General features: G+C 67.8%; 20 protein-coding genes and 1 tRNA gene. 13 read left to right on the top strand and 8 right to left on the bottom strand.

What is annotated here, in order from left to right; all coding sequences use genetic code 11:
- Together HYG95_RS21540 and HYG95_RS21535 are read right to left on the bottom strand one after the other, a co-directional pair.
- Window positions 1-631, bottom strand: a 631-nt coding sequence (locus tag HYG95_RS21540; protein WP_181700476.1) for a maleylpyruvate isomerase family mycothiol-dependent enzyme, incomplete at its 3' end; no start/stop codon positions are given.
- A 143-nt stretch (window positions 632-774) separates the two neighbouring features.
- Window positions 775-1,170 carry a RidA family protein gene (locus HYG95_RS21535; RefSeq protein ID WP_181700474.1) on the bottom strand — a complete coding sequence of 132 codons (396 nt, stop codon included), beginning with the start codon at window positions 1,168-1,170 and terminating at the stop codon, window positions 775-777.
- Window positions 1,171-1,255: 85 nt separating this feature from the next.
- Between HYG95_RS21535 and HYG95_RS21530 the strand changes: the two genes are divergently transcribed.
- Window positions 1,256-2,836, top strand: coding sequence for an esterase-like activity of phytase family protein (locus tag HYG95_RS21530; RefSeq protein WP_181700473.1), 1,581 nt, complete (start codon window positions 1,256-1,258; stop codon window positions 2,834-2,836).
- A 113-nt stretch (window positions 2,837-2,949) separates the two neighbouring features.
- Window positions 2,950-3,078: a hypothetical protein gene (locus HYG95_RS24980; protein WP_255495604.1), complete on the top strand. Its 129-nt coding sequence runs from the start codon at window positions 2,950-2,952 to the stop codon at window positions 3,076-3,078.
- Window positions 3,079-3,127: 49 nt separating this feature from the next.
- Here the strand turns inward: HYG95_RS24980 and HYG95_RS21525 are convergent, their stop codons facing one another.
- Window positions 3,128-3,577, bottom strand: coding sequence for a very short patch repair endonuclease (locus HYG95_RS21525; protein ID WP_181700471.1), 450 nt, complete (start codon window positions 3,575-3,577; stop codon window positions 3,128-3,130).
- Window positions 3,574-4,707, bottom strand: coding sequence for a DNA cytosine methyltransferase (locus HYG95_RS21520; protein WP_181700483.1), 1,134 nt, complete (start codon window positions 4,705-4,707; stop codon window positions 3,574-3,576). Before HYG95_RS21520 ends, HYG95_RS21525 begins: the two co-directional genes overlap by 4 nt.
- Window positions 4,708-4,979: 272 nt before the next feature.
- Between HYG95_RS21520 and HYG95_RS21515 the strand changes: the two genes are divergently transcribed.
- From HYG95_RS21515 to HYG95_RS21505, 3 genes are read left to right on the top strand one after another with little or no spacing between them, the layout of a single operon-like run.
- Window positions 4,980-6,809, top strand: coding sequence for an ABC transporter ATP-binding protein (locus HYG95_RS21515; RefSeq protein ID WP_370465875.1), 1,830 nt, complete (start codon window positions 4,980-4,982; stop codon window positions 6,807-6,809).
- Window positions 6,809-8,650: an ABC transporter ATP-binding protein gene (locus HYG95_RS21510; protein ID WP_181700470.1), complete on the top strand. Its 1,842-nt coding sequence runs from the start codon at window positions 6,809-6,811 to the stop codon at window positions 8,648-8,650. The genes HYG95_RS21515 and HYG95_RS21510 overlap by 1 nt, the downstream gene beginning before the upstream one ends.
- Window positions 8,651-8,699: 49 nt before the next feature.
- Window positions 8,700-9,317, top strand: coding sequence for a putative glycolipid-binding domain-containing protein (locus HYG95_RS21505; RefSeq protein WP_181700468.1), 618 nt, complete (start codon window positions 8,700-8,702; stop codon window positions 9,315-9,317).
- A gap of 98 nt (window positions 9,318-9,415) precedes the next feature.
- Here HYG95_RS21505 and HYG95_RS21500 read toward each other — a convergent pair whose 3' ends face one another.
- Window positions 9,416-10,381 carry a prephenate dehydrogenase gene (locus tag HYG95_RS21500; RefSeq protein WP_370465874.1) on the bottom strand — a complete coding sequence of 322 codons (966 nt, stop codon included), beginning with the start codon at window positions 10,379-10,381 and terminating at the stop codon, window positions 9,416-9,418.
- Between the two features lie 40 nt (window positions 10,382-10,421).
- Between HYG95_RS21500 and HYG95_RS21495 the strand changes: the two genes are divergently transcribed.
- The 3 genes from HYG95_RS21495 (at window position 10,422) to HYG95_RS21485 (ending at window position 11,544) form a co-directional block, all read left to right on the top strand.
- The gene (locus HYG95_RS21495) at window positions 10,422-10,961 is read left to right on the top strand and encodes a tRNA adenosine deaminase-associated protein (protein WP_181700465.1); all 540 of its coding nucleotides are present in this window, start codon (window positions 10,422-10,424) and stop codon (window positions 10,959-10,961) included.
- An 11-nt stretch (window positions 10,962-10,972) separates the two neighbouring features.
- Window positions 10,973-11,407: a nucleoside deaminase gene (locus HYG95_RS21490; RefSeq protein ID WP_181700479.1), complete on the top strand. Its 435-nt coding sequence runs from the start codon at window positions 10,973-10,975 to the stop codon at window positions 11,405-11,407.
- A 46-nt stretch (window positions 11,408-11,453) separates the two neighbouring features.
- Window positions 11,454-11,544, top strand: a tRNA-Ser gene (locus HYG95_RS21485).
- Window positions 11,545-11,561: 17 nt separating this feature from the next.
- Here HYG95_RS21485 and HYG95_RS21480 read toward each other — a convergent pair.
- A complete protein-coding gene (locus tag HYG95_RS21480; RefSeq protein ID WP_181700463.1) occupies window positions 11,562-12,539 on the bottom strand; it encodes a GlxA family transcriptional regulator in 978 nt (325 codons plus the stop codon).
- Window positions 12,540-12,824: 285 nt separating this feature from the next.
- On the opposite strand from HYG95_RS21480, the gene HYG95_RS21475 reads away from it, so the two are divergent.
- Window positions 12,825-13,073 (top strand): hypothetical protein, encoded by a 249-nt coding sequence (locus tag HYG95_RS21475; protein ID WP_067494949.1) that lies wholly within the window; start codon window positions 12,825-12,827, stop codon window positions 13,071-13,073.
- 33 nt (window positions 13,074-13,106) lie between these two features.
- Here the strand turns inward: HYG95_RS21475 and HYG95_RS21470 are convergent, their stop codons facing one another.
- Together HYG95_RS21470 and HYG95_RS21465 are read right to left on the bottom strand one after the other, a co-directional pair.
- The gene (locus HYG95_RS21470; protein ID WP_181700462.1) at window positions 13,107-15,395 is read right to left on the bottom strand and encodes an MMPL family transporter; all 2,289 of its coding nucleotides are present in this window, start codon (window positions 15,393-15,395) and stop codon (window positions 13,107-13,109) included.
- 162 nt (window positions 15,396-15,557) lie between these two features.
- Window positions 15,558-17,852 (bottom strand): MMPL family transporter, encoded by a 2,295-nt coding sequence (locus HYG95_RS21465; protein ID WP_181700460.1) that lies wholly within the window; start codon window positions 17,850-17,852, stop codon window positions 15,558-15,560.
- Window positions 17,853-17,985: 133 nt separating this feature from the next.
- On the opposite strand from HYG95_RS21465, the gene HYG95_RS21460 reads away from it, so the two are divergent.
- From HYG95_RS21460 to HYG95_RS21445, 4 genes are all read left to right on the top strand, one after another.
- On the top strand, window positions 17,986-18,579 hold the full coding sequence (locus HYG95_RS21460; protein ID WP_181700459.1) for a TetR/AcrR family transcriptional regulator: 594 nt from the start codon (window positions 17,986-17,988) through the stop codon (window positions 18,577-18,579).
- A gap of 10 nt (window positions 18,580-18,589) precedes the next feature.
- Window positions 18,590-19,066, top strand: coding sequence for an Rrf2 family transcriptional regulator (locus HYG95_RS21455; RefSeq protein WP_181700457.1), 477 nt, complete (start codon window positions 18,590-18,592; stop codon window positions 19,064-19,066).
- Window positions 19,067-19,160: 94 nt separating this feature from the next.
- Entirely contained in the window at window positions 19,161-20,894 is a 1,734-nt protein-coding gene (locus HYG95_RS21450) for an ABC transporter ATP-binding protein (protein WP_181700456.1), read from the top strand.
- Window positions 20,891-22,798 (top strand): ABC transporter ATP-binding protein, encoded by a 1,908-nt coding sequence (locus HYG95_RS21445; RefSeq protein ID WP_181700454.1) that lies wholly within the window; start codon window positions 20,891-20,893, stop codon window positions 22,796-22,798. The genes HYG95_RS21450 and HYG95_RS21445 overlap by 4 nt, the downstream gene beginning before the upstream one ends.
- Window positions 22,799-22,844: the final 46 nt, after the last annotated feature.

The following is a 22,844-nucleotide window of genomic DNA, read 5'->3' as shown; positions in this document are numbered from 1 at the left end:
GGACGGTGTGGTGGGGGCGGTCGGGGCCGATGGTGGCGATGAAGTCGGTGTCGGTGGCTTGGATGTCGAAGGTCGGGGTGGCTTCGGGGTGGACCTTGGCCGACAGGTCGGCGACGGTTTCGGGGAGCAGGCGGGCGACGAATTCCTTCGGCCAGTCGGCGGGGGAGTAGCCGACGCCGAGGTCGACGTGGTGGATCTCGGTTTCGCGCAGACGCATCCACGGTACGATGTCGGCGGTGAGGGTGCCGCCCTGGCGGTTGCGGACCTCGGCCGCCCAGTCGGCGGCGGACATGGTGGTGGCCAAGGCCTGCCAGCGATGGGCCGACGCGGCGAAGTCGGCCCGCTGCACGTCGGGTGCGCGGCCCGCACCGGTTTCGATGTCGGCGTCGCGCACCGCCACGCTCGGATACTGCGGGATCTCGATGCCGGTGTGCGCCCACAGCAGCAGGTTCAGCAAGCTGTCCGCATTGCGGGACAAGTGGGCGACGACATGGCCGCGGGTCCAGCCGGGCAGCTGGGACGGCTCGGCCAGAGCCGATTCGCCGAGCGCGCCGATCGAGGCCTCGAGACGCGCGGTGGAGGCGGAGACCTGAGCCAACAGGTCGGTGGGCGTTGCCATTTCGCTGGTCACGAGATCGAGGGTAGTAGTTCGACGCGCGCGGCACCGGAGTTCACGACGCCCTCGACCCCGCCTGTGGATAACTCGAAACCTGTGGATAACTGTGCACTTTTCGCCGTCGACGCCCAGGGTGCGAAGTGCCCGTGATGCGACGATCAGCCGGCGACGATCGCATCGGCTTCGATCTCCACCAGCAGCCCGGGCGCGATCAACGCGGTGACCTCGTACATCGACGCCGCGGGCCGGATATCGCCGAACACCTCGGCGTGCGCGGCCGCGACCTCCGGCCAACGGGAGATATCAGTGACGAACATCCTGGTCCGCACCACATCGTGCACACTCGCGCCCGCCTGGTCGAGTGCGGTGGCGATCCGCGCGAGGATCTCGCGGGTCTGGGCGCCGATATCGTCGCCACCGACAGCGCCCCCACCGGGCAGCGCCGCCGTGGTGCCGCTGACCAGCACATGGTCGCCCACCCGCACGGCACGCGAATACCCGACGACATCCTCGAAGTCGGAGGCAGAGGAAATGTTGAGCCGTGTTGTTGTCATGGTGGCCAGAATGGGCCACCGGTTGCGGGAGGACAATTCATTTCCCGGTCGTCTGCTGGTCGGTTGCGCGCGGTACGCAAGGCGGATGAACGCACGACCAGCACTTCGTCTCTTCCCGCTCACGGCCGCGCTGTGTGCCGCGGCCGTCACTGCGGCCTGCTCGACACCCGGCTCCGATCCCGACTTCACCGCCACGAAGGACCAGTCGTTGGTGATCTCGCTGGACGAACTCGTGGCGAGCGTGGGCGGGGACGCGGTGCTCGGCGTGAGCATGGAGCCCGAGCACGGCAACCTCACCCGCAAGACCGACGGGTCCTACGTGTACACACCGAGCGCCGGTTACACCGGGCTCGACCAGTTCACCGTGACCACCAGCGACGCGGTCCGGCTGTACACCACCGACATCCCGGTGCTCGGCGAATTCGGCGGCACCACGGTGCAGGGCAGCGGTTTCGGGTCGGCGTGGACACCGGTGCCGGGCACCACCGACGAGTTCTACGGTCTCACCGACCGTGGCCCCAATGTCGACGGTCCGGGAAAGAACGAGAAGCTCTCGCCCACACCGACGTTCGTTCCGAAGATCGGCAAGTTCAAGCTGGTCGGCAGCAAGGCCGTGCTGCAGTCGAGCATCGAGCTGCGCAACCGGGCGGGCGTCCCGTTCAACGGACAGGTCGACTCGGCGGCAAGTACCGGCGAGACGATCAAGGATCTGGCAGGCACGGTGCTGCCGGCCACGGATCACGGCCTCGACCCGGAAGGACTTGTCGCCCTTGCCGACGGCACGTTCTGGGTATCGGACGAGTACGGACCGTTCCTGGTGCACTTCGCCGCCGACGGCACCGAGATCGAACGGCTCGCACCCGGCAGCGGGCTGCCGAAGGAGATCGCGCTGCGCAGCCCCAACCAGGGCATGGAAGGGCTCACCATCACCCCGGACGGCAGCACGCTGGTCGGCATGGTGCAGAGCGCGCTGAAGACGCCCGGCCTCGACGGCTCGGCCAAGGAAGTTCCGTTCGCGCGGATCGTCACCGTCGATCTGAAAACCAAGGCGCAGAAGGAATTCCTGTACCCGCTGGAGAACCCGAAGCAGAACAAGGTCGCCGTTTCCGAGATCACGGCGCTGAGCGCGACGACCTTCCTGGTCGCCGAACGTGACGGGAACCTGGCGCCCGAGGCGAACAAGAAGATCTGGACGATCGACATCGCGGGCGCCACCGACGTCGGTCCCCACTCCACCCTCGCGGGCGCTCGGTACGACGCCGAGCAGGGCGGCCTGCTGGTCGACGGCAAGGCGATCGAAACCCTGATCGGCACCGTCCCGACCACCGATGCGATTGCCGCACTGAAGAAATCGGGCATCACACCGGTGGAGAAGAAGAGCAACCTCGACCTGGCGGCCCTGGTCACCGCACTCGACGACAAGGGCAGGTTCTTCGGCCACGACAAGATCGAGGGCATCGCCTCGCTCGACGGCGGCAAGACCGTCTACATCGCCAATGACAGCGACTTCGGTCTCGCCGCGAGCACCGGCGAGCAACCACCGTTCGGCTTGAAGCCCAAGACGCTGGCCAACGGATTACAGGACACCGGTGAGGTGCTGGTGGTCGACACGACGAAGCTGCCCGCGAAGGTGGGAGGTCATACGGTGAAGATCACCGTGAAGTAGGCGGGGCGAACGGGGTGTGTGACCGGGTCACATGCGGTTTCATCACAGGGCGCACAGGTTGTTGTCAGGTTGGGCGGGCAAGCTGGGCGATGTCACCAACCGGAAGGTCTCAGATGAGCTACGTGATCGCACTGGCCGGCTTCGCCACGATCCTGGCGATGGTGGTATCCGGCTACGCCGCCGCCAACGCACCCCGTTCCCTGGTCCGCGTCCGCGCCGACCGCTCGCCCCGCCGCCGCTGACCAAGCGCGCCCGGTCACCGGGCATTCTCGGACGAGGGCCGAACCCCGGTCAGCCAGTTCCGCGAACCAACGCGACGATCTGCTGGGCGACGACCCGCGGGTCCTCGTGTTCCCACACCCGAACCACCCGCCAGCCCGCCTCGATCAACGCGGCATCGGTGGCGCGATCGCGTGCCACATTGCCCGCCAGTTTCTGCGCCCACCACTCGGCATTGTTCTTCGGATCGGTCGCGTGTTCGGGACACCGATGCCAGAAGCAGCCGTCGACATACACGGCGACGCGACGGCGTGGGAACACCACATCGGCGCGTCGGCGCTGGCCCTTGATCGGTGCTCGGTCGACGAAATAGCGCAGGCCCGCGCGGTGCAGCTCGCGTCGTAAGGCGAGTTCGGGAGCGGTGTCGGCACGGCGCTGGCGTGACATCCGCGCGCTGGTCGCCGCGTCGGTGACGGGTGCCGACCGCGGAGCATCGGCTCCGTGGTCCCGCCTCCCCGTCATGCCGCCCAGCCACCCATGCGATCGAGATGGTCGCGCACGTCGTCGAGGAATCCGGGCGGAAAACGCAAGTTGCCCATGGACGTTCGTCGCAGAAATCCGGCCGTGGCCCGCGGGGAGAGCAGTCGCGGTTCGGTGAGGAAGTTCTTCAGATCCTCGTAGGGCTCGTGGACCGGCCACGTCGACAGCGGCACCTGATGCACCACGCCCGCATGCCCCCACGCCGCACTCGGCCACGGTGCGCCCGGCCGCAGCGGCGCACCGACGGTGAGCGGCTCCAGCGGCGCGGCCAGCCGCTCACCCACCCAGTTCGCCATCCGCACACTCACCGCGTTGCCGACCAGCTTCCACCGATGCCCCTGCCGCACACCCGGTACGTCGAGCGCGGGCGCGGTCCACTCGGCATCGAAACCCTGTAATCGTTCCCCATCGATGATGCCGGGGGTGACGATCTCGCCCGCCGGAAGCCGCACCGCGGGCGGGCTGGCGATGCCGAGCCCGGAACCGCCCTTCAAGGTCGGCACCGCGTTCACCGCCCAGCCGAGGCCGCGCACGCCCTCGGTCCAGTAGAAGCCGCACGGGTCGCGGTCGGGGTCGCCGTAGTCGCGCGGGCCCGCGTCGTCACCGAACAGCACCTGGCGCGGGTCCTCGGTGCGGGATGCGAGCATCAGCACGCGCTGGCGCCGTTGCGGCAACCCGAACGCGCGACCGTCGACCACCCGGTAGGCCCAGGTGTACCCGAGTTCCTCCAGGGCGGTGGTGATGTGGCGCATCGCCGCGCCACGACCCAGCTGGAGCATGAACGGCACGTTCTCGATCAGCAGCCAGCGCGGCCCACGCTGCCGCCGGACCAGCCGGAACACCTCGTCGACCAGCCCGGAACGGCGACCGGTGATACCCGCGGTGCGCCCGGCCTGCGAGAGGTCCTGGCACGGGAACCCCGCCGCGACCAGTTCGGTGCGCGCTGGCAGCGAACGCAGCCGGGTGATGTCGGCGTGCAGTGGTGTTTCGGGAAAACGCGCGGCGAGCACGCCCTGCGCACCCGGATCGATCTCACACAGCAACTCGGTGGACCATCCGTGTCTGCCGAGGCCGAGTTCGAGCCCGCCGATCCCGGCGAACAACCCGACCATCCGCGTCAACAGTCCTCCTGTGCTTGTCGGAACGCGCAAACACCCACTTCTCGCGCCTGCGGCATTGTATCGGGCCGCTGAACAGCGGCAGAGGGCGTAGCAGCCGGGGCTGTGCACACCTGTGGATGCTTTCGTCCGGCAGAAAATTCGGTGGCCGGGAACGGGGGTCCGGTGCGACTCTGGAAGGGCCTACTTGTCGGACCCCGATGCGAACATCGTCTGGGAGTCCGTTCCGGTAACCAACCCATCCAACCGGACCCGAGGGGGAGTCTTTGTCTGTCACATCAGAACTGGCGGTCACCGAATCGGAGGCCGACAGTTCGGGGCAGCCCACACAGCGAGCGCGCGGGGGTATGCGCTCGCTGCGCCGGTTCCTGCCCTACCTGAAGCCGTACCGGGTTCCGCTGATCCTGGCGAACCTGTTGGCCATCATGATGGCCGCGACCGCGGTGGTGACACCGCTGGTCATCGCTCGCATCATCGACGGACCGATCGCGCGCCGCGATTTCGCGGGTCTGCTCGTGCCGGTCGCATTCGTGTTCCTGCTCGGCGCACTCGAATCGTTCGGCATGTGGGGCAGGCGCTGGTTGGTGTCCAAACCGGCGACGACATTCGAAATCACCATGCGGGCAAAGCTGTTCGCGAAGCTGCAGGCGTTGTCGATCGGCCGTCACGACGGGTGGCAGTCCGGTCAGCTGCTCTCGCGTGCGGTCGACGACATGTCGGCGCTGCGCCGGTTCGTCGCGTTCGCCGGACCGTTCCTCATCGTCAACTCGGTGATCGCGCCCGTCGGGCTCATCGCCTTGTTCGTGCTGAATTGGCAGGTGGGGCTGATCTTCACGGTGACCTGCCTGCCGCTCACCGTGTACTGCGCACGTTTCGTTCGCCGGTTCGAGGTGGCCTCGCGCCGCTCCCAGGACCAGGCGGGAGACCTGGCGACCATCGCCCAGGAATCCGCGCAGGGCGTGCGTGTGCTCAAGGCGCTCGGCCGTGGCCAGTTCTTCGGTGCCCGCTTCACCGCTCTGTCGCGTGAATTGCAACGCACCGAGCTGACGAAGGTGCATCTGGACGCCACGCTGTGGTCGGCGCTGGTCGCGCTACCGACCATCGCGATCGCGCTGTCGCTCGGTGTCGGCGGATACGCGGTGGCGCAGAGCTCCATGACCATCGGCACCCTGGTCGCCGCCGTCACGCTGGAAACGTTCCTGCAGTGGCCGGTGATCTGGCTCGGCTTCCTGCTGTCGGAGCTGTTCGAGGCGCGTACCGCCGCCGACCGGTACTGGGAGATCATCGACACCCCGCTCGACATCGCCGACCCGCCGGACCCGGTCGCCCTGCCCGTGCCGGTGCGCGGCGAACTGGTGATCGAGGGCGTCCGGTTCGGTTACCCGCGTGCCGACGGTGGTCCGGAAAACGCTGTGCTGGAAGATGTCTCGCTGCGGATCAGGCCGGGCGAGACGGTCGCGCTCGTCGGCGCGACCGGTAGCGGCAAAACCGCACTGCTGGAGCTGATCCCACGCCTCTACGACGTGAACGCCGGCCGCATCACCATCGACGGCGTCGACATCGCCACGCTGCGACTGGCCGACCTGCGCCGGGTGGTGACGGTGGCCTTCGAGGAGCCGGTGCTGTTCTCGGCGAGCGTGCGCGAGAACGTGGCCCTCGGCGACCCGAGCGCCACCGACGACGACGTGCGGCGCGCGCTCGACATCGCCCAGGCCACCGACTTCGTCGACGCGCTGCCCTGGGGTCTCGACACCAGGATCGGTGAGCAGGGCATGAGTCTGTCCGGCGGGCAGCGGCAACGGCTCGCGCTGGCCCGGGCGGTGCTCACCGGTGCGGCGGATGCCGCCGAGGGCCGGATCATGGTGCTCGACGACCCGCTCTCCGCGCTGGACGTGGAAACCGAGGAGCGCGTGCAGGATCGGCTGCGCGCGGTGCTCTCCGGTGCGACGACCCTGCTGGTGGCGCACCGCCCGTCCACCGCCGCACTGGCCGACCGGGTGGCGCTGCTCGCCGACGGACACATCGTCGCCGAGGGCACCCACGACAAACTGCTTCGCACCAGCCGCCACTACCGCGAACTGATGGGCGGTGCGTGATGACCACCGAAACGGTTGAACCACAACAGGATCAGGCGGCCGACTGGCGCGGCATCGCCAAGGAGGACGACGCCGTCACCGGCACCGGAAACGTGGTGCTCGCCGGCCGTTCCCGCAGGCTGCTGCTCGATCTGGTCCGGCCCTACCGCAAGCTGGCCGTCCTCACCTTCGTCCTGATCGTGCTGGACAACGCGGCGAAGGTGTCGGTGCCGCTGTTCATCGCCTACGGGCTCGACCACGGGATCGCGCAAGGGCGCCAAGGGAACTGGACGCCGTTGATCGCGACCGTCGCCGGGTTCGTCGCGGTGACGGTGCTGTCGGGTCTCACCACCTTCGCCTTCCTGCGCGCGGCCGGAACGCTGAGCCAGCGGGTGCTGTTCGACCTGCGGGTGCGCACCTTCGCGCACACCCAGCGGTTGAGTGTGTCGTTCCACGAGAAGTACACCTCGGGCAAGGTCGTCACCCGGCTCACCAGCGATATCGAGGCGCTGCAGGACCTGCTCGAGGGCGCGCTGAACCAGGCGGCGAGCGCGCTGCTCTCGGTGGTGACCATCGCCGTCCTGCTCGTCTGGCTCGACCCGATGCTCGCGGCCATCGTGCTGCTCGGGTTCGTGCCCCTGGTATTCGTCACCCGGTGGGCGCAGCGGCGTCAGCGGGCGGGTTACCGGCGGACCCGTGGCGCGATCGCCAGGGTGATCGTGCAGTTCGTCGAATCGATGAGCGGCATGCGGGCGGTGCAGGCGTTCCGGCGCGAACACCGCAACCAGGAAGTACTCGGCGTCGAGGACGCGGCGTACCAGAAGGCGACGACCACCGCGATGCGCGGCGTCGGCGACTACGTCGGTCTGTCGAACTTCATCGGCAAGGTGACAACCGTTGTCGTGCTGCTCGTCGGGTCCTGGCAGGTGATGGAGGGCAACCTGGCCATCGGTGTGCTCGCGGCCTACCTGCTCTACCTCGACCAGTTCTTCGGCCCGCTGGACGAGCTGGCCCAGGTGTTCAACTCCTACCAGTCGGCCGCGGCGGCACTGGAGAAGATCTCCGGTGTGCTCGAGGAGGAACCGGCGGTCGCGGAACCGGTCGAACCAGTGACGGTCGATCACCCCACCGGTGCGGTGCGGATGGACAAGGTGTGGTTCGGCTACGACGCGGCTTCGCCGGTGCTGCCCGAATTCGACCTCGACATCCCGGCCGGGCAGATCGTCGCACTGGTCGGTGCCACAGGGGCCGGCAAGTCGACGCTGGCCAAGCTGCTCACCCGCTTCTACGATCCGTCCGGCGGCACCATCACTCTCGACGGTGTCGACCTGCGCGAACTGGCCGACACCGAGCTGCGCAGGCACGTCGTGATGATCACGCAGGAGGCGTACCTGTTCTCCGGCACGATCGCCGACAACATCCGGCTCGGCAGGCCGTCGGCCACCGATGCAGAGCTGCGGGCGGCGGCCCGCGCTGTCGGGCTCGACCAGTTCGTCGGGTCGCTGCCGGACGGGTACGACACCGACGTGCGAACCAGGGGTGGGCGATTATCGGCCGGTCAGCGTCAGCTCGTCGCCTTCGCCAGGGTGTTCCTCGCCGATCCGGTGGTGATCGTGCTCGACGAGGCCACGTCGAGTCTCGACATCCCCGGTGAGCGCCTGGTGCAGCGTGCGCTGGAGACGCTGCTGCGGGACCGGACGGCCGTCATCATCGCGCATCGGCTGTCCACGGTCGCCATTGCCGACCGGGTGCTGGTGCTCGACGGCGGCCGTGTGGTGGAGGACGGCGCACCGGCCGAGCTGATCGCAGGCCAGGGCCGCTTCGCCGGACTGCACGCCGCCTGGCGGGATTCGCTGGTGTGATGCGCTCGTGTTGTACAGCGCCGGGGCCGGTGTCGCTTACCGTAGAGAGGTGACGACCCCAGCCCCGGGCCCGGCCGCAGGCCCCACCGAGAACAGACCGGCCTCTCGGTGGCCGGCGGTGCTCACCTGGCGAGCCCACGACAACTCCCGGATGGAATCGGTCCGGGTGACGGTGAACGGCAACCGGATCAGGGCCGCGGGCCGGATGATCGGCAGCGCAGGCAACGAGCACCCGGCGTTCAGCGCCTCCTACGATCTGGTCACCGACGAAGCGGGCGCGACCAGGCGTTTGTCGCTGCGCACCACGACCGCCGCCGGTGAACGCCACGCCTCGGTGTCGCGGGACGAGGAGAACTACTGGCTCGTCGACGCGGGCGGCACCCACGTGCGCTCGACCTTCGCCGGCGCCCTCGATGTGGACGTGGTGCTCAGCCCGTTCTTCAACACCCTGCCGATCCGCCGGTTCTGCCTGCAGAACGCCGTCGGCGACGTGCAGGTGCCGGTCGTCTACGTGCGTCTGCCCGACCTGCTGGTGCAGGAGGCCGAACTCACCTATTCGAGTGCCGCCGACGGCATCAACGTGCTCTCCCCGGTTTCGAGCGCCACATTGAAGGTGGATCCGGAGGGGTTCGTCCTCGACTATCCGGGGCTGGCCGAGCGGGTCTGAACCGCGGCACCGGCCGCCCTCGCAGGCGGCCACCTGTCGGCGCCGACCGCCCGATGCCCTGATCGACCGGGCACGGCGGCCGGAACGGTCGCGACCGACTACAGCGCCCGCAGCACCCCACCGCGCTGACCAGCACGCCGCAGCACGTCGAGCCAGCCGTCGGCGCCGGGCGTCACCCCCGTGATCTCCCATTGCGCCCGGCTGTCGTACGCCGACCGCCCCCGGTAACCCGCCTCGACAACCTCGCCGAGCGTGCCGTCGGCGCGAAGAGCGTCACGCGCGGCGATCAGCGCCTCGATGGTTTCGTCGAGCACCAGTTCCAATGCCCCGGCATTCGGTTCACAGATCGCGCGAACCAGGTCGGGCGCGGTACCGGCTACCCGGGTCCCGTCGCGGAATGAACCGGCCGCCAACCCGAGCGCCAGCTCACCCCCGCCCGCTCCGGCCGCGGCCAATGCCTCGGCCAGCACATGCGGCAGATGCGAGATCCGCGCGACGGCCTGGTCGTGTTCCTCGGCGACGACCGGAACCACGACGGAACCGCAGTCCAAAGCCAGCCGAACCACCCGCGACCACGGCTCCACCCGGGTGCCCTCATCCACGCCCACAGCCCACACCGCGCCGCGGAACAGCTCGGGATCGGTTGCCGCCCAGCCTGATTCAGACGTACCGGCCATCGGGTGACCGCCCACATACCGCGCCTCGAGCCCCTGCTTGCGCACCGCGTCGGCCACCGGCCCCTTCACGCTGACCACATCGGTCAGCGCACATTCCGGCGCATAGGCGGCGACCTCCGCGAGCACCGGCGCGACGGCGGGCATCGGCACCGCGAGCACCACGAGCGCGTCGACGGCAGCGGCCCGGCCCAGCACCTCGGGCAGGTCACCCGACACGTCGAAACCGTCGAGGCGGGCGGCCTGCGCGCCGTCGGCCGACCGGTTGTACCCGAAGGCCTCGTACCCGGCGTCCACCGCCGCGCGCAGCACGGAGCCGCCGATCAGACCCGTTCCGAGGACACATACGGCGCCACGCTCGTCGATACTCACGGGAACAGATTGGCACACGAGTTCATCATTGCGGGCGGGACAGACTACCGTTTGGTCCATGGCAGCACAGCGCTCGGGCACGAACAGGGCGACGTCGGATGACGACTTCGACGTCGAAGGGTTCGCCGTGGCGGTGGTCCGCGAAGAAGGTACGTGGCGGTGCAGTCCCCTCAGCCACGACGCCCTCGTCGACCTCTCCACCGCCGAGACCGAATTGAAGGCATTGCGCAGCTCCGGTGCGGTGTTCGGGCTGCTCGACGTCGACGACGAGTTCTTCATCGTGCTGCGGCCCGCGCCGAGCGGCACCCGGCTGCTCGTCTCCGACGCGACCGCCGCGATCGACTACGACATCGCCGCCGACGTCCTCGACGCACTCAATGTCGAGATCCCCGACATCGACCCCGACGAGCTCGACGACATCGAACCATGGGAAGAGGGTGACCTCGGCGTACTCGCCGACCTCGGCCTGCCCGAACCGGTACTCAGCGTGATCCTCGCCGACACCGACCTCTACCCGGACGAACAGCTTAAACTGATCGCCGAACGCCTCGGTTTCGCCGACGAATACGCGGCGGTGCTGGACAAACTGCACAAGTGACCGACGAGGACATGCTGCGCGCCGCCCTCGCGGCCGCCGCTGACGCCGACCCGCGCGATGTGCCGGTCGGCGCCGTCGTCTTCGATGCACACGGCCGTGAGTTGGCCCGCGCGGCCAACGCGCGCGAAGCCCTCGGCGACCCGACCGCCCACGCGGAAGTCCTCGCCCTGCGAAAGGCCGCCGCTGTCCACGGCGACGGCTGGCGGCTCGAGGGCGCGACTCTCGCCGTCACCTTGGAACCGTGCACGATGTGCGCGGGTGCGCTGGTGCTCGCCCGCGTGGAGAAGGTGATCTTCGGCGCATGGGAACCCAAGACCGGGGCCGTCGGTTCCCTGTGGGACGTGGTCCGCGACCGCCGCCTGAACCACCGCCCTCAGGTGCGCGCCGGAATCCTCGAATCCGAGTGCGTCGCCCTCCTCGACACCTTCTTCCGCAACCAGCGCTGACCAGCCGATTTAGTGATCGAGCCCCCTATCCGGTACCGTAGTCGGCGGTGGCGTGTCCGAGCGGCCTAAGGAGCACGCCTCGAAAGCGTGTGACGGGTAACCCCCGTCCGAGGGTTCAAATCCCTCCGCCACCGCCAGCAAGCCCCTTACCTGTTCAGGCAGGTGAGGGGCTTTTGCTTTGCTCGGTTCGGAAGGTGTTGCGATACGCCGAGGGGGAGGTGTGCAGGGCCTTCGCGAAGTGGTGGCGGAAGGTGACCGCGGTGGCGAAGCCGACGGCCGTGGCGATCTCCTCCACCGGGGCATCGCTGGTTTCGAGCATCGCGAGGGCGGCCTGGATGCGTTGAGTGGTGAGCCATTTGCTCGGGGTGGTGCCGGTGGATCGAACGAAATGACGCAGGTAGGTGCGCTGGGACAGGCCCGCGACCCGGGCGAGGTCGGCGACGCCGATCGGCTCGTGGATGTGTTCGGCGGCCCAGGCAAGGCTGCGGCCGACCGGGTCGTCGAGGGGTGCGGGCGGCATCGGGGACTCGATGTACTGTGCCTGGCCGCCGGTGCGGTGCGGCTGGATCACCAGCCTGCGGGCGACCGCGTTCGCGACGGACGCGCCCATGTCGGTGCGCACCAGGTGCAGCGCCAGGTCGAGGCCCGCCGCGCAGCCCGCGCTGGTGAGGATGTCGCCGTCGTCGGTGTAGAGCGGTTCGGCGTCGACGACCACGGCGGGATACCGCTCGCGCAGCAGGTCGGCGTATCGCCAGTGCGTGGTGGCCCGGCGACCGTCCAACAGTCCGGCCGCCGCGAGTGCGAAAGCCCCCGAGCAGATCGACACGATGCGTGCCCCGTTGCGATGTGCCTGCCGCAGTGCCTCGATCAGCTCCGGTGAGGTGGCGGCGCGCGGGTCGGCGACGCTCGGCACCACCACGGTGTCGGCGGCGGCGAAGTCGGCGAGACCGTAGGGGCTGCTCATGGTCGCGCCGCCGATCACCCGGATGGGGTCGGAGGTTTCGGTGCAGATCTTCAGCTCGTACCAGGGCTGATCAATGTCGGGCCACACGAGGCCGAACACCTCGATGACGATGCCGGCCTCGAACGCCGTCATCCCGTCGTAGGCCAGAACCGACACGCTCGAACCCATGTCTGAATCTTAGCGATAGTCGTCATCTACGCCACTTCTCGTGGCCTTCGCGGCTCGCGACCATGGATTCATGTGGAAGAAATTGAAGGAATTCGCACTCGGCATTCACGCCGCGAACGCCATCAGGCACGGTGTGTGCCCACCCGCCGCCGCCCGTCGCGAACCCGCGAAACCCACAACGCGCTGATCGAGAGCTGTCGACGGCTATTCACCTGCGTCCGACCTGCGGTGTAGTACTCGCGTAATAGACTGAGTTACACCGAAATCCGGGAAGGAACGATGATTATGCGCGGGCGTGTGCCGCCACCCGCGAAGTCCGGGATCGGGCTCGGGGGGAAGCTCTTGGTTCTGATCGTGCTCGGGTGGGTGGCCGTAGGGCTGCTCGCCGCAGGTCAGCGGCACTATTTCTCGAAACTCCCGAGGGAGTGCTCGGATTGGGCGACGATCGCCGTCACGGCGGCGGCGGGACCGGGGAACTACATCGGGCTGAACCCGCGGGTCACCGAATGCGAGGTTCCGCAGCCGAGCAAGTAGGCCGGGCACCCGAACGAGTGCCCGGCCCGGGTCTCACAGTTCCGCAGCCGCCATCTCGCGGTCGTTGCGGTGGATCTCGCGCAGCTTGGAACCTTCCACGTCGATATCCGGAACGATCTTGTCCAGCCAGGCGGGCATCCACCACGCCCATTTGCCCAGCAGCACAAGCAGAGCGGGGATGAGCACCATGCGCACGACGAACGCGTCGAGCGCGACACCCGCCGCCAGTGCGAAGCCCATCGACTTCGCGGTGACATCGGATTCGAGCAGGAACGAACCGAACACCGAGATCATGATGATCGCCGCCGAGGTGACCACGCGCGCGCCGTGGTGATAACCCTTCACCACCGCCTCGGTCGGCTCGGCGCCGTGCACGTACTCCTCGCGCATGCGGGTCACCAGGAACACCTGGTAGTCCATCGCGAGCCCGAATACCAAGCCGATCAACATGATCGGCAGGAAGCTCACAAGCGGATGCGGGTCCGAGATCAGCCCGAGCTTGCCCTCCTGGAAGACCAGCACCGTCGCACCGAACGTCGCCGCCATCGACAACAGGAATCCGAGCGCGGCCGTGAGCGGGACCAGGATCGAGCGGAACACCAGGATCAGCAGGATGAACGCGGCGCCCGCGACGATCGCCATGTACGGCACGATCTTGCTCAGCAACACGTGGTCGATATCGGCGTAGATCGCGGTGGTTCCCGTGATGCCGTACGACATCTGGTACTGCTCGTGCAACGCGGCCTCGGCATCGCGGGCCGACTGCACCAGATCCTTGGTCGACTGATCGTTGGGACCGGCCTTGGGAATACCGTTGATGAGGGCGCCCGCACCGTCGGCGCTCATCTGCGGTTCGGTGACCAGATCCATGTCGGGATAGGACATGAGCTTGTCGCGCAACGCGTTCAACGCGGCGGGCCGCTGATCGGCGGGCGTGTCGGCCAGGTCGACGGCCACCTGCAACACACCGTTGCTGCCCTCGCCGAAACCCTCGGTGCGCAGGTCGTAGGCCTTACGCACGGTGGTCGACTTGGGCAGGCTGTCCTCGCCGGGCAGACCGAGGTTCAGGTTCAGCGCGGGCGCGGCGAGCAGACCGAGCACCACGATGGCCAGGATCATCGTCACCGCGGGGAACTTGGCGATCACCCGGGCGACGCGGGTGCCGTTGGTGACGACGCTGTCGTCCTCGGGATCGTGCTGGGCGATGAGCGGCAGCTTCGGCTTGAACAGCGCCTTGCCGAACGCACCGAGCAGCGCGGGCATGAGGGTGATCGCGGTGAGCACGGCGAACGCGGCCGCCACCGCACCACCGAGACCCATGAACGTCAGGAACCGGACGCCGACGATGGCCAGCCCGGCCAGCGCGATGATGACGGTGAGACCGGCGAACACCACCGCCGAGCCCGCCGTGCCGAGCGCGGTACCGGCGGCTTCCTCGGCCGAATCCTGCACGGTCAGTTCGTGTTTGTAGCGGGAGACGATGAACAGCGCGTAGTCGATCGACAGCGCGATACCGATCATCGAGGCCAGGAACGTCGTGAAGCTCGGGATCTCGAGCACCGTGGTGGACAGGAAGATCAGCGAGGTCGCGGCGCCGAGGCCGACGACGGCGGTGATGATCGGCACGAAGGCCGCGACGATCGCGCCGAACGCCACGATCATCACCACCAGCGCGACGGCCATACCGATCATCTCGGACTTGCCGCTCGGCATCTCCTGCTCCATGGGCAGGCTGCCGCTCATCTCCACCGTGAGCCCGGCGGCGCGGGCGTCGTCGCCGACGGCGTAGGCGGCCTCGCGGTCCTCGGGTTTCACGTCGGCGAACTCTTTGATGGTGAACGGCACGCTGAAGTAGGCGACGGTGTCGGGCGACGATTCGTTCAGCACATTGAGCGGCGCGCCACTGCAGGTGGACGGATCAGGTTGCGCGGTAAGGCAACCCATCTCCTCGGTGGCCGTGATCGGGTCGATGATCGGTTCGGTGTGATCGACGATCGGCAACTGCTCGAGCCGTTCGATCATCGCCGCGACGGCCTGGCGATTGGGCGGGTCGGTGAGCTTCTGGCCGGCGGGCGCGCCGACGACGTAGGTGCCGGTGACCGCGTCGAACGCGAACGCCTCCGACATACCGGGGAAGTGCTTGTCGAGGATTTCGGTCGCTCGCTCCGACGGCAGGTTCGGCATGCTGAAGTCGTCGGTCATCGGTTTCTGCAGCTGGGCACCGAGTCCGCCGAGCACCATGAAGCAGAGTAACCAGACGGGGAGCACGATCCATTTGCGGCGAAAGGCCAGCTTTCCCCACCGGTACAGATAGACGGACACGGGTTTCTCCTCGGTGATTCGATGCAGAGCGTGGAGTAGAGCCGGGTCGAACTAGTCCTGAGTCTGGTGCCGCGATACCGCGATATCAAGCAACCGGGCCCGCACATGCGACGACCCCGCGATCCATGGGGCGGATCGCGGGGTCGTGTGGTGAACCTATGGTCAGCCGACGGCGACCGGGTGCTTCACCGTCTCGGTACCCGAGTTGCGCAGCTGCTCGAGCTTGGCGCCCTCGACGTCGATATCGGGAACGATGCGGTCGAGCCACTTCGGCATCCACCAGGCCCACTTGCCCATGATCACCAGCAGCGCGGGCACGATCACCATGCGGACCACGAAGGCGTCGATGGCGACACCGGCGGCCAGCGCGAAACCGAACGACTTCGCGGTGACGTCGGTTTCCATGATGAAGGAGCCGAACACCGAGATCATGATGATCGCGGCCGAGGTGACCACGCGGGCGCCGTGGTGGTAACCGGCGACCATGGCGTCCTTCGGCGAACGGCCGTGCACGAATTCCTCACGCATGCGGGTCACCAGGAACACCTGGTAGTCCATCGCGAGACCGAACACCAAGCCGATCAACATGATCGGCAGGAAGCTGACCAGCGGCTGTGGGTCCTCGATCAGCCCGAAGGTGCCCTCCTGGAAGATCAGCACGGTGGCGCCGAAGGTGGCCGCCATCGACAGCAGGAACCCGAGGGCCGCGGTGAGCGGAACCAGGATCGAGCGGAACACCAGGATCAGCAGGATGAACGCGGCACCGGCGACGATCGCCAGGTACGGCACGATCTTGCTGAGCAGCGCGTGGTCGACATCGGCGTAGATCGCGGTGGTACCGGTGATGCCGTACTGCATGCCGTACTGCGCCTGCAGCTCGGCCTCGGCGCCGCGCGCCGACTGCACCAGATCCTTGGTTTCCTGGTTGTTCGGACCGGAGACCGGGACGCCGTTGAGCATGGCGCCCTGCTTGTCCTCGCTCCACTGCGGCTCGGTGACGTAGTCCATGCCCTCGTAGGAGGCGAGCTTGTCGCGCAGCGCGCCGAGCGCCGCCTCACGCTGACCCTCGGGCGTGGCGCTCAGGTCGGCGACGACCATGAGCACACCGTTGCTGCCCTCACCGAAGCCCTCGGTGCGCAGGTCGTAGGCCTTACGCACGGTCGAGGTCTTGGGCAGGCTGTCCTCGCCGGGCAGGCCGAGGTTCAGGCCCGCGGCGGGTGCGGCGAGCGCACCGAGCACGACCACCGACAGGATCAGGGCGACCCACGGTGCCTTGCCGATCAGGCGGGCGAAACGCTGGCCGTTGGTGACCGAGTTTTCGTCCTCGGGATCGTGCTGGGCCACCAGCGGCAGCTTCGGCTTGAACAGCGACTTGCCGAAGGCGCCCATCAGCGCGGGCATCAGGGTGACGGCGGTGAGCACCGCGAACGCGGCGGCGATGGCGCCACCGAGACCCATGAAGGTCAGGAACTCCACGCCGACGATGCTCAGCGCGCCCAGCGCGATGATGACGGTGAGACCGGCGAACACCACGGCCGAACCGGCGGTGCCGAGCGCGGTACCGGCGGCTTCCTCGGCCGAATCACGCACCGACAGTTCGTGTTTGTAGCGCGAGACGATGAACAGCGCGTAGTCGATCGACAGCGCGATACCGATCATCGAGGCCAGGAAGGTGGTGAAGCCGGGCACTTCCATGAAGGAGGTGCCGAGCATGATCGTCGAGGTCGCGGCACCGAGGCCGACGATGGCGGTGACGATCGGGACGACCGCGGCGACGATGGCGCCGAAGGCGATCACCATGACGATCAGGGCGACGGCCATACCGATCAGCTCGGACTTGCCGCTCGGCTGTTCCTGCTTCATCGCGATGGAACCGCTGAGCTCGACGGTCAGGCCCGCGTTGCGGGCGTCGGCGCCGACCTCGAAGGCGGCGTCGCGCTCGGCGTCGGTCACGTCGGTGACGTTCTTGATGGTGAACGGCACGGTGAGCGTGGCGACGGTCTTGGGTGCGGACTCGTTGAGCACGTTGAGCGGGGCACCCGAGCAGGTCGACGGGTCAGGGTTGCTCAGGCAGCCCATCTTGTCGGTCATCTCGATCGGGTCGGCCAGCGGCTTGGTCTTGTCGACGATCGGCAGTTCACCGAGCTTGCCGATGAACGCGTCGATCGCGGCACGGTTGGCCGGGTCGGTGAGCTGCTGGCCTGCCGGCGCGGCGATCACGTAGGTGCCTGCCACGGCGTCGAACTTGAACTGTTCGGACATGCCGGGGAAGTGCTTGTCGAGGATTTCGTTGGCGCGAGCCGAGGGCAGCTCGGGCATGCTGAAGTCGTTGCTCATCGGCTTGCTGAGGGTGGCGCCGAGCCCGCCGAGCAGCACGAACAGCAGTAGCCAGACCGGCAACACTATCCATTTACGGCGGAAAGCGAACTTTCCCCATCGGTACAGGTATACGGACACGTGTCCCCGCCTCCACATCGCGAATGATTTGTCTACCGTGCGGTAGGTAGACTACCGACGGCGTAAGCGGAGGGGCAACCTCAATTTTATGGGCGCCGGATAGATCACAACCGATTCATGGGAGGATTGCCACATGGCTGCCCGGGACACCGCCGACACCGTTACCGCAGGTGGAGGCACTAAACAGGCGATTCGTGATGCCGCGCTCCGGCTGTTCGCCGCGAAAGGCTTCGAACAGACGAGCCTGCGCGAAGTCGCCGATATGGTGGGAATCACAAAGGCGTCGCTGTACTACCACTACGCGTCGAAGCTCGATCTGCTGCTGGCGATCATCGACCCGATCATCGATCACATGCGCGACATCGTCACCGATATCGACGCCGTCCCCTACGACAGCGAGGGCATCCGCGCCGTCCTGCGCACCTATCTGCGCGGCATGATCCGCCACCGCGACGCGGGCGCGCTGTGCGTGCGCGACACCGCCGCCATCGTCAACGCCATCGCCGACCGCTACCCGGATCTCATGGAACCCACTCGCGAGCTGCGGACCTGGTTGTCCGGACCGAATCCGACGCCGGAGACGATGCTGCGCGCGGCCGGTGCCATCGAGGTGCTCGGCGTGGCGCTGCTGTCGACCGAACTGGCGCCGGGAGCCACCGACGCGCTCGTCGAGCAGACGCTGCTCGACGCGGCGACCGCCGTGCTGGCCGGCGGCGCGACCGCGTAGGTTCGAGACCGTGCATATCACCGCAAGGGTCGATTACGCGGTGCGAACGTTGCTCGAGCTCGCCGCGGCCGACGGGGTCGTGAAGGCCGAGGCCATCGCCGCCGCGGCGCAGATCCCGCCGAAGGTACTCGAGACCGTGCTCGCCGAGCTGCGTCGCGCCGAACTGGTGCGCAGCAGGCGCGGACCGGACGGCGGGTACCGCCTCGGCAGGCCCGCCGAGGAGATCTCGGTGGCCGACGTGATCCGTGGCGTGGAATCGCCGCTGGCCTCGGTGCGCGGGCAGCGCCCCGAGGACGTGCGCTACCCCGGTGCGGCCGAGCCGTTGCAGCGGGTGTGGATCGCGCTGCGGGTGAACATCCGGGCCGTGCTCGAGAACGTGTCGATCGCCGATATCGCCGCCGACCGACTGCCCGGTTTCATGGATGAGCTGATCGCGGATCCTGGCGCCTGGGCCCGGCGCGAGCCACGTACTCCCGCTGACGCGTGATCTGTCCACAGGCTCGGGTTTATCCACAGGCCTGGTGAAACGCCTGGATAACCGGGGGACGCGGCCTCGCCGCACGCGGTAGCCTGCGTCCATCATGTTGATCACCCTGCTGCGGACCTACACGGCCCCGTACCGCGCCCAGCTGGCCGGGGTCCTCGTGCTCCAGCTGGTCTCGGTCATCGCGATGCTCTACCTGCCGAGCCTCAATGCCGACCTCATCGACAACGGCATCACCAGGGGCGATATCGGCTACATCTGGACCACCGGACTGTGGATGCTCGCGGTGAGCTGCGTGCAGATCATCGCCTCGTCGGCCTCGGTGTACTTCGGTGCGCAGGCGGCGATGGGCGCGGGCCGGGACATGCGCGGCGCGGTGCTGCACCGGGTCGAGACGTTCTCCGCGCGCGAGGTCGGCCTGTTCGGCGCACCCTCGCTCATCACCCGCTCCACCAACGACATCCAGCAGGTGCAGCTGCTCATCGTGATGTCGGTGACGATTCTGGTGATGGCACCGATCATGTGCGTCGGCGGCATCATCATGGCGGTGCGCGAAGACGTCGGGCTCTCGTGGCTGCTGCTCATCGCGGTGCCCGCACTGGCGCTGAGCATGGGCCTGGTCGTGGCGAAGATGGTGCCCGGCTTCCGGCAGATGCAGGAACGCATCGACGGGGTGAACCGGGTGCTGCGCGAGCAGATCACCGGCATCCGGGTGATCCGCGCGTTCGTGCGGGAACGTCAGGAGATCTGGCGCTTCGGGATGGCCAACACCTCGCTCACCGATGCCTCGCTGCGCGTGGGCAAGCTGATGGCGCTGATGTTCCCGATCGTCATGCTCATCTCCAATGTCACCGCCGTCGGGGTGATCTGGTTCGGCGGGCACCACGTCGACGACGGCACCATGCAGATCGGCTCGCTCACCGCGATGCTGTCCTACATCATGCAGATCCTGATGGCCGTGATGATGGCCTCGTTCCTGGCGATGATGGCCCCGCGCGCGGCGGTCTCGGCCGACCGGATCGGCGCGGTGCTCGAGACCGAGTCCTCGGTGCGCCCGCCGCGCCTGCCGCAGCCCTTCGCAGGCGATCCGGCGACCGTCGACCTGCAGTTCGCCGAATTCGCCTTCCCCGGTGCGGAGAAGCCGGTGCTGCGCGCCATCCGCTTCCAGGTGGCGCCCGGAACGACAACGGCCGTGGTCGGTTCCACCGGTGCGGGCAAGACCACGCTGATCAATCTGATCCCGCGCCTGATCGATGTCACCGACGGCGCGGTGTACGTGGGCGGCACCGACGTACGGCACCTCGACCTCGAAACACTGCGCGGCGGAATCGGATTGGTGCCGCAGAAGGCGTACCTGTTCTCCGGAACCGTCGCGAGCAATCTGCGCTACGGCAAACCCGACGCCACCGACGACGAGCTCTGGCACGCGCTCGAGGTGGCCCAGGCGGCCGACTTCGTGCGCGAGATGCCCCAGGGCCTCGACACCCCGGTCGCCCAGGGCGGCACGACGGTATCGGGCGGTCAGCGTCAGCGCCTGTGCATCGCCCGCGCGCTGGTGCGCAAGCCGCGCATCTACCTGTTCGACGATTCGTTCTCCGCGCTCGACGTGGCGACCGACGCCCGGTTGCGCGCGGCGCTCAAACCCGAGACCGCCGACGCGTCGGTGATCATCGTGGCCCAGCGGATCCAGACCATTCGCGACGCCGACCAGATCGTCGTCCTCGAGGACGGCGCGATGGCAGGCCTCGGCACCCATGACGAGCTGATGCAGCGGTGCCCGGAGTACCGCGGGATCGTCGAGTCCCAGCTCAGTGTGGAGGAGGCTCGATGAGGCCGGGTGGACCCGTCCCCGGCGCCCCGGGTACGAAACCGAAATCGTTCGTTCCGTCGCTGAAGCGGCTGCTGCGCAGACTCGCGCCGGAGAAGTTCGCCGTCGCGGTCATCATCGCGCTCGTCGTCACCTCGGTGGTGCTCAACACGCTCGGCCCGTGGTTGCTCGGCAAGGCGACCAACCTGGTGTTCGACGGGTTCGTCGGCAAGCAACTACCGGCGGGGCTGAGCAAGGACGAAACCGTCGAGATGCTGCGTCAGCGCGGGGAGAACACCCGCGCCGACATGCTCTCGGCCATGAACGTGATCCCCGGCACCGGTATCGATTTCGGTGCTGTCGGCCGGGTGCTCACGCTGGTCCTCGTGCTCTACGTGGTCGCGGCGGTGTTCGGCTGGCTGCAGGGGTATCTGCTCAATGTCGTCATCAACCGCACGGTGAAACGCCTGCGCGACGACGTGGAGAACAAGCTGCACCGCCTACCGCTGCGCTACTTCGACACCGCACCGCGCGGCGACGTGCTCAGCCGCGTCACCAACGACGTCGACAATGTCTCCCAGAGCCTGCAGCAGACCATGAGCCAGCTGCTCGTCTCGCTGTTCACCGTGGTCGGCATCCTGATCATGATGTTCTGGATCTCGCCGCTGCTGGCGCTGATCGCCCTGCTCACGGTGCCCGCGGCCATCGTCGTCACCGCGCAGATCGCCAAACTGTCCAAGCCGCACTTCGTGAACCAGTGGAAATACACCGGTGAGGTGAACTCCTCGGTGGAAGAGGCCTATACCGGCCACGAGATCATCACCGCGTTCGGCCGCAGCCGCGAAGTGGGCCGGGAGTTCGACGAGCGCAACGACAAGCTCTACAACGCCAGCTTCAAGGCGCAGTTCATCTCCGGCCTGATCATGCCCGCGATCATGTTCCTCGGAAACGTGAACTTCGTGTTCATCGCGCTGGTCGGCGGCCTGCGGGTGGCCACCGGCAATCTCTCGCTCGGTGAGGTGCAGGCCTTCATCCAGTACTCGCGCCAGTTCAGCCAGCCGCTCACCCAGATCGGCGCCATGGCCAACCTGCTGCAGTCCGGGGTGGCCTCGGCCGAGCGGATCTTCGAGATCCTCGACGCCGAGGAACAGAGCCCCGACCCGCTGGTGGAGAACTCGCGCCCGGTCGACCGCGGCCGGGTAGAGTTCGACGCGGTGTCCTTCGGCTACGACCCGGAAACCCCGGTGATCGAACGGCTTTCACTGGTGGCCGACCCGGGCCATGTGATCGCCATCGTCGGCCCGACCGGTGCGGGCAAGACCACGCTGGTGAACCTGCTGATGCGTTTCTACGAGATCGACGCGGGCACCATCTCCATCGACGACGTCGACATCACCACCATCACCCGCGATCACCTGCGTTCGCGTATCGGCATGGTGTTGCAGGACACCTGGCTGTTCCAGGGCACCATCCGCGAGAACATCGCCTACGGCAATCCCAACGCCTCGGAGCACGACATCATCGCCGCCGCCCGCGCCGCCTATGTCGACCGGTTCGTGCACTCGCTGCCCGACGGCTACGACACGGTGATCGACGAGGAAGGCGGCGGGGTGAGCGCCGGTGAGAAGCAGCTCATCACCATCGCCCGCGCGTTCCTGGCCAAGCCGTCGATCCTGATCCTCGACGAGGCGACCAGCTCGGTCGACACCCGCACCGAACTGCTCGTGCAGCACGCCACCGCCGCGCTGCGCCGCGACCGCACGAGTTTCGTCATCGCCCACCGGCTTTCGACGATTCGCGACGCCGACCTGATCGTGGTGATGGAGAAGGGCCGCATCGTCGAACACGGCAACCACGAACGCCTGCTCGAGGAACGCGGCGCCTACTACCGCCTCTACAACGCCCAGTTCGCGGCTGTGTCTAATTGAGCGCTGGCGCGCTCGAGTCGGCGGCCCCTGCGGTCCCGACGATCAG

The organism is Nocardia sp. GTS18, assembly GCF_013839555.1.
In the GTDB taxonomy this organism is placed as follows: Bacteria; Actinomycetota; Actinomycetes; order Mycobacteriales; family Mycobacteriaceae; genus Nocardia; species Nocardia rosealba.
This window is presented reverse-complemented; position numbering and strand designations above follow the sequence as displayed.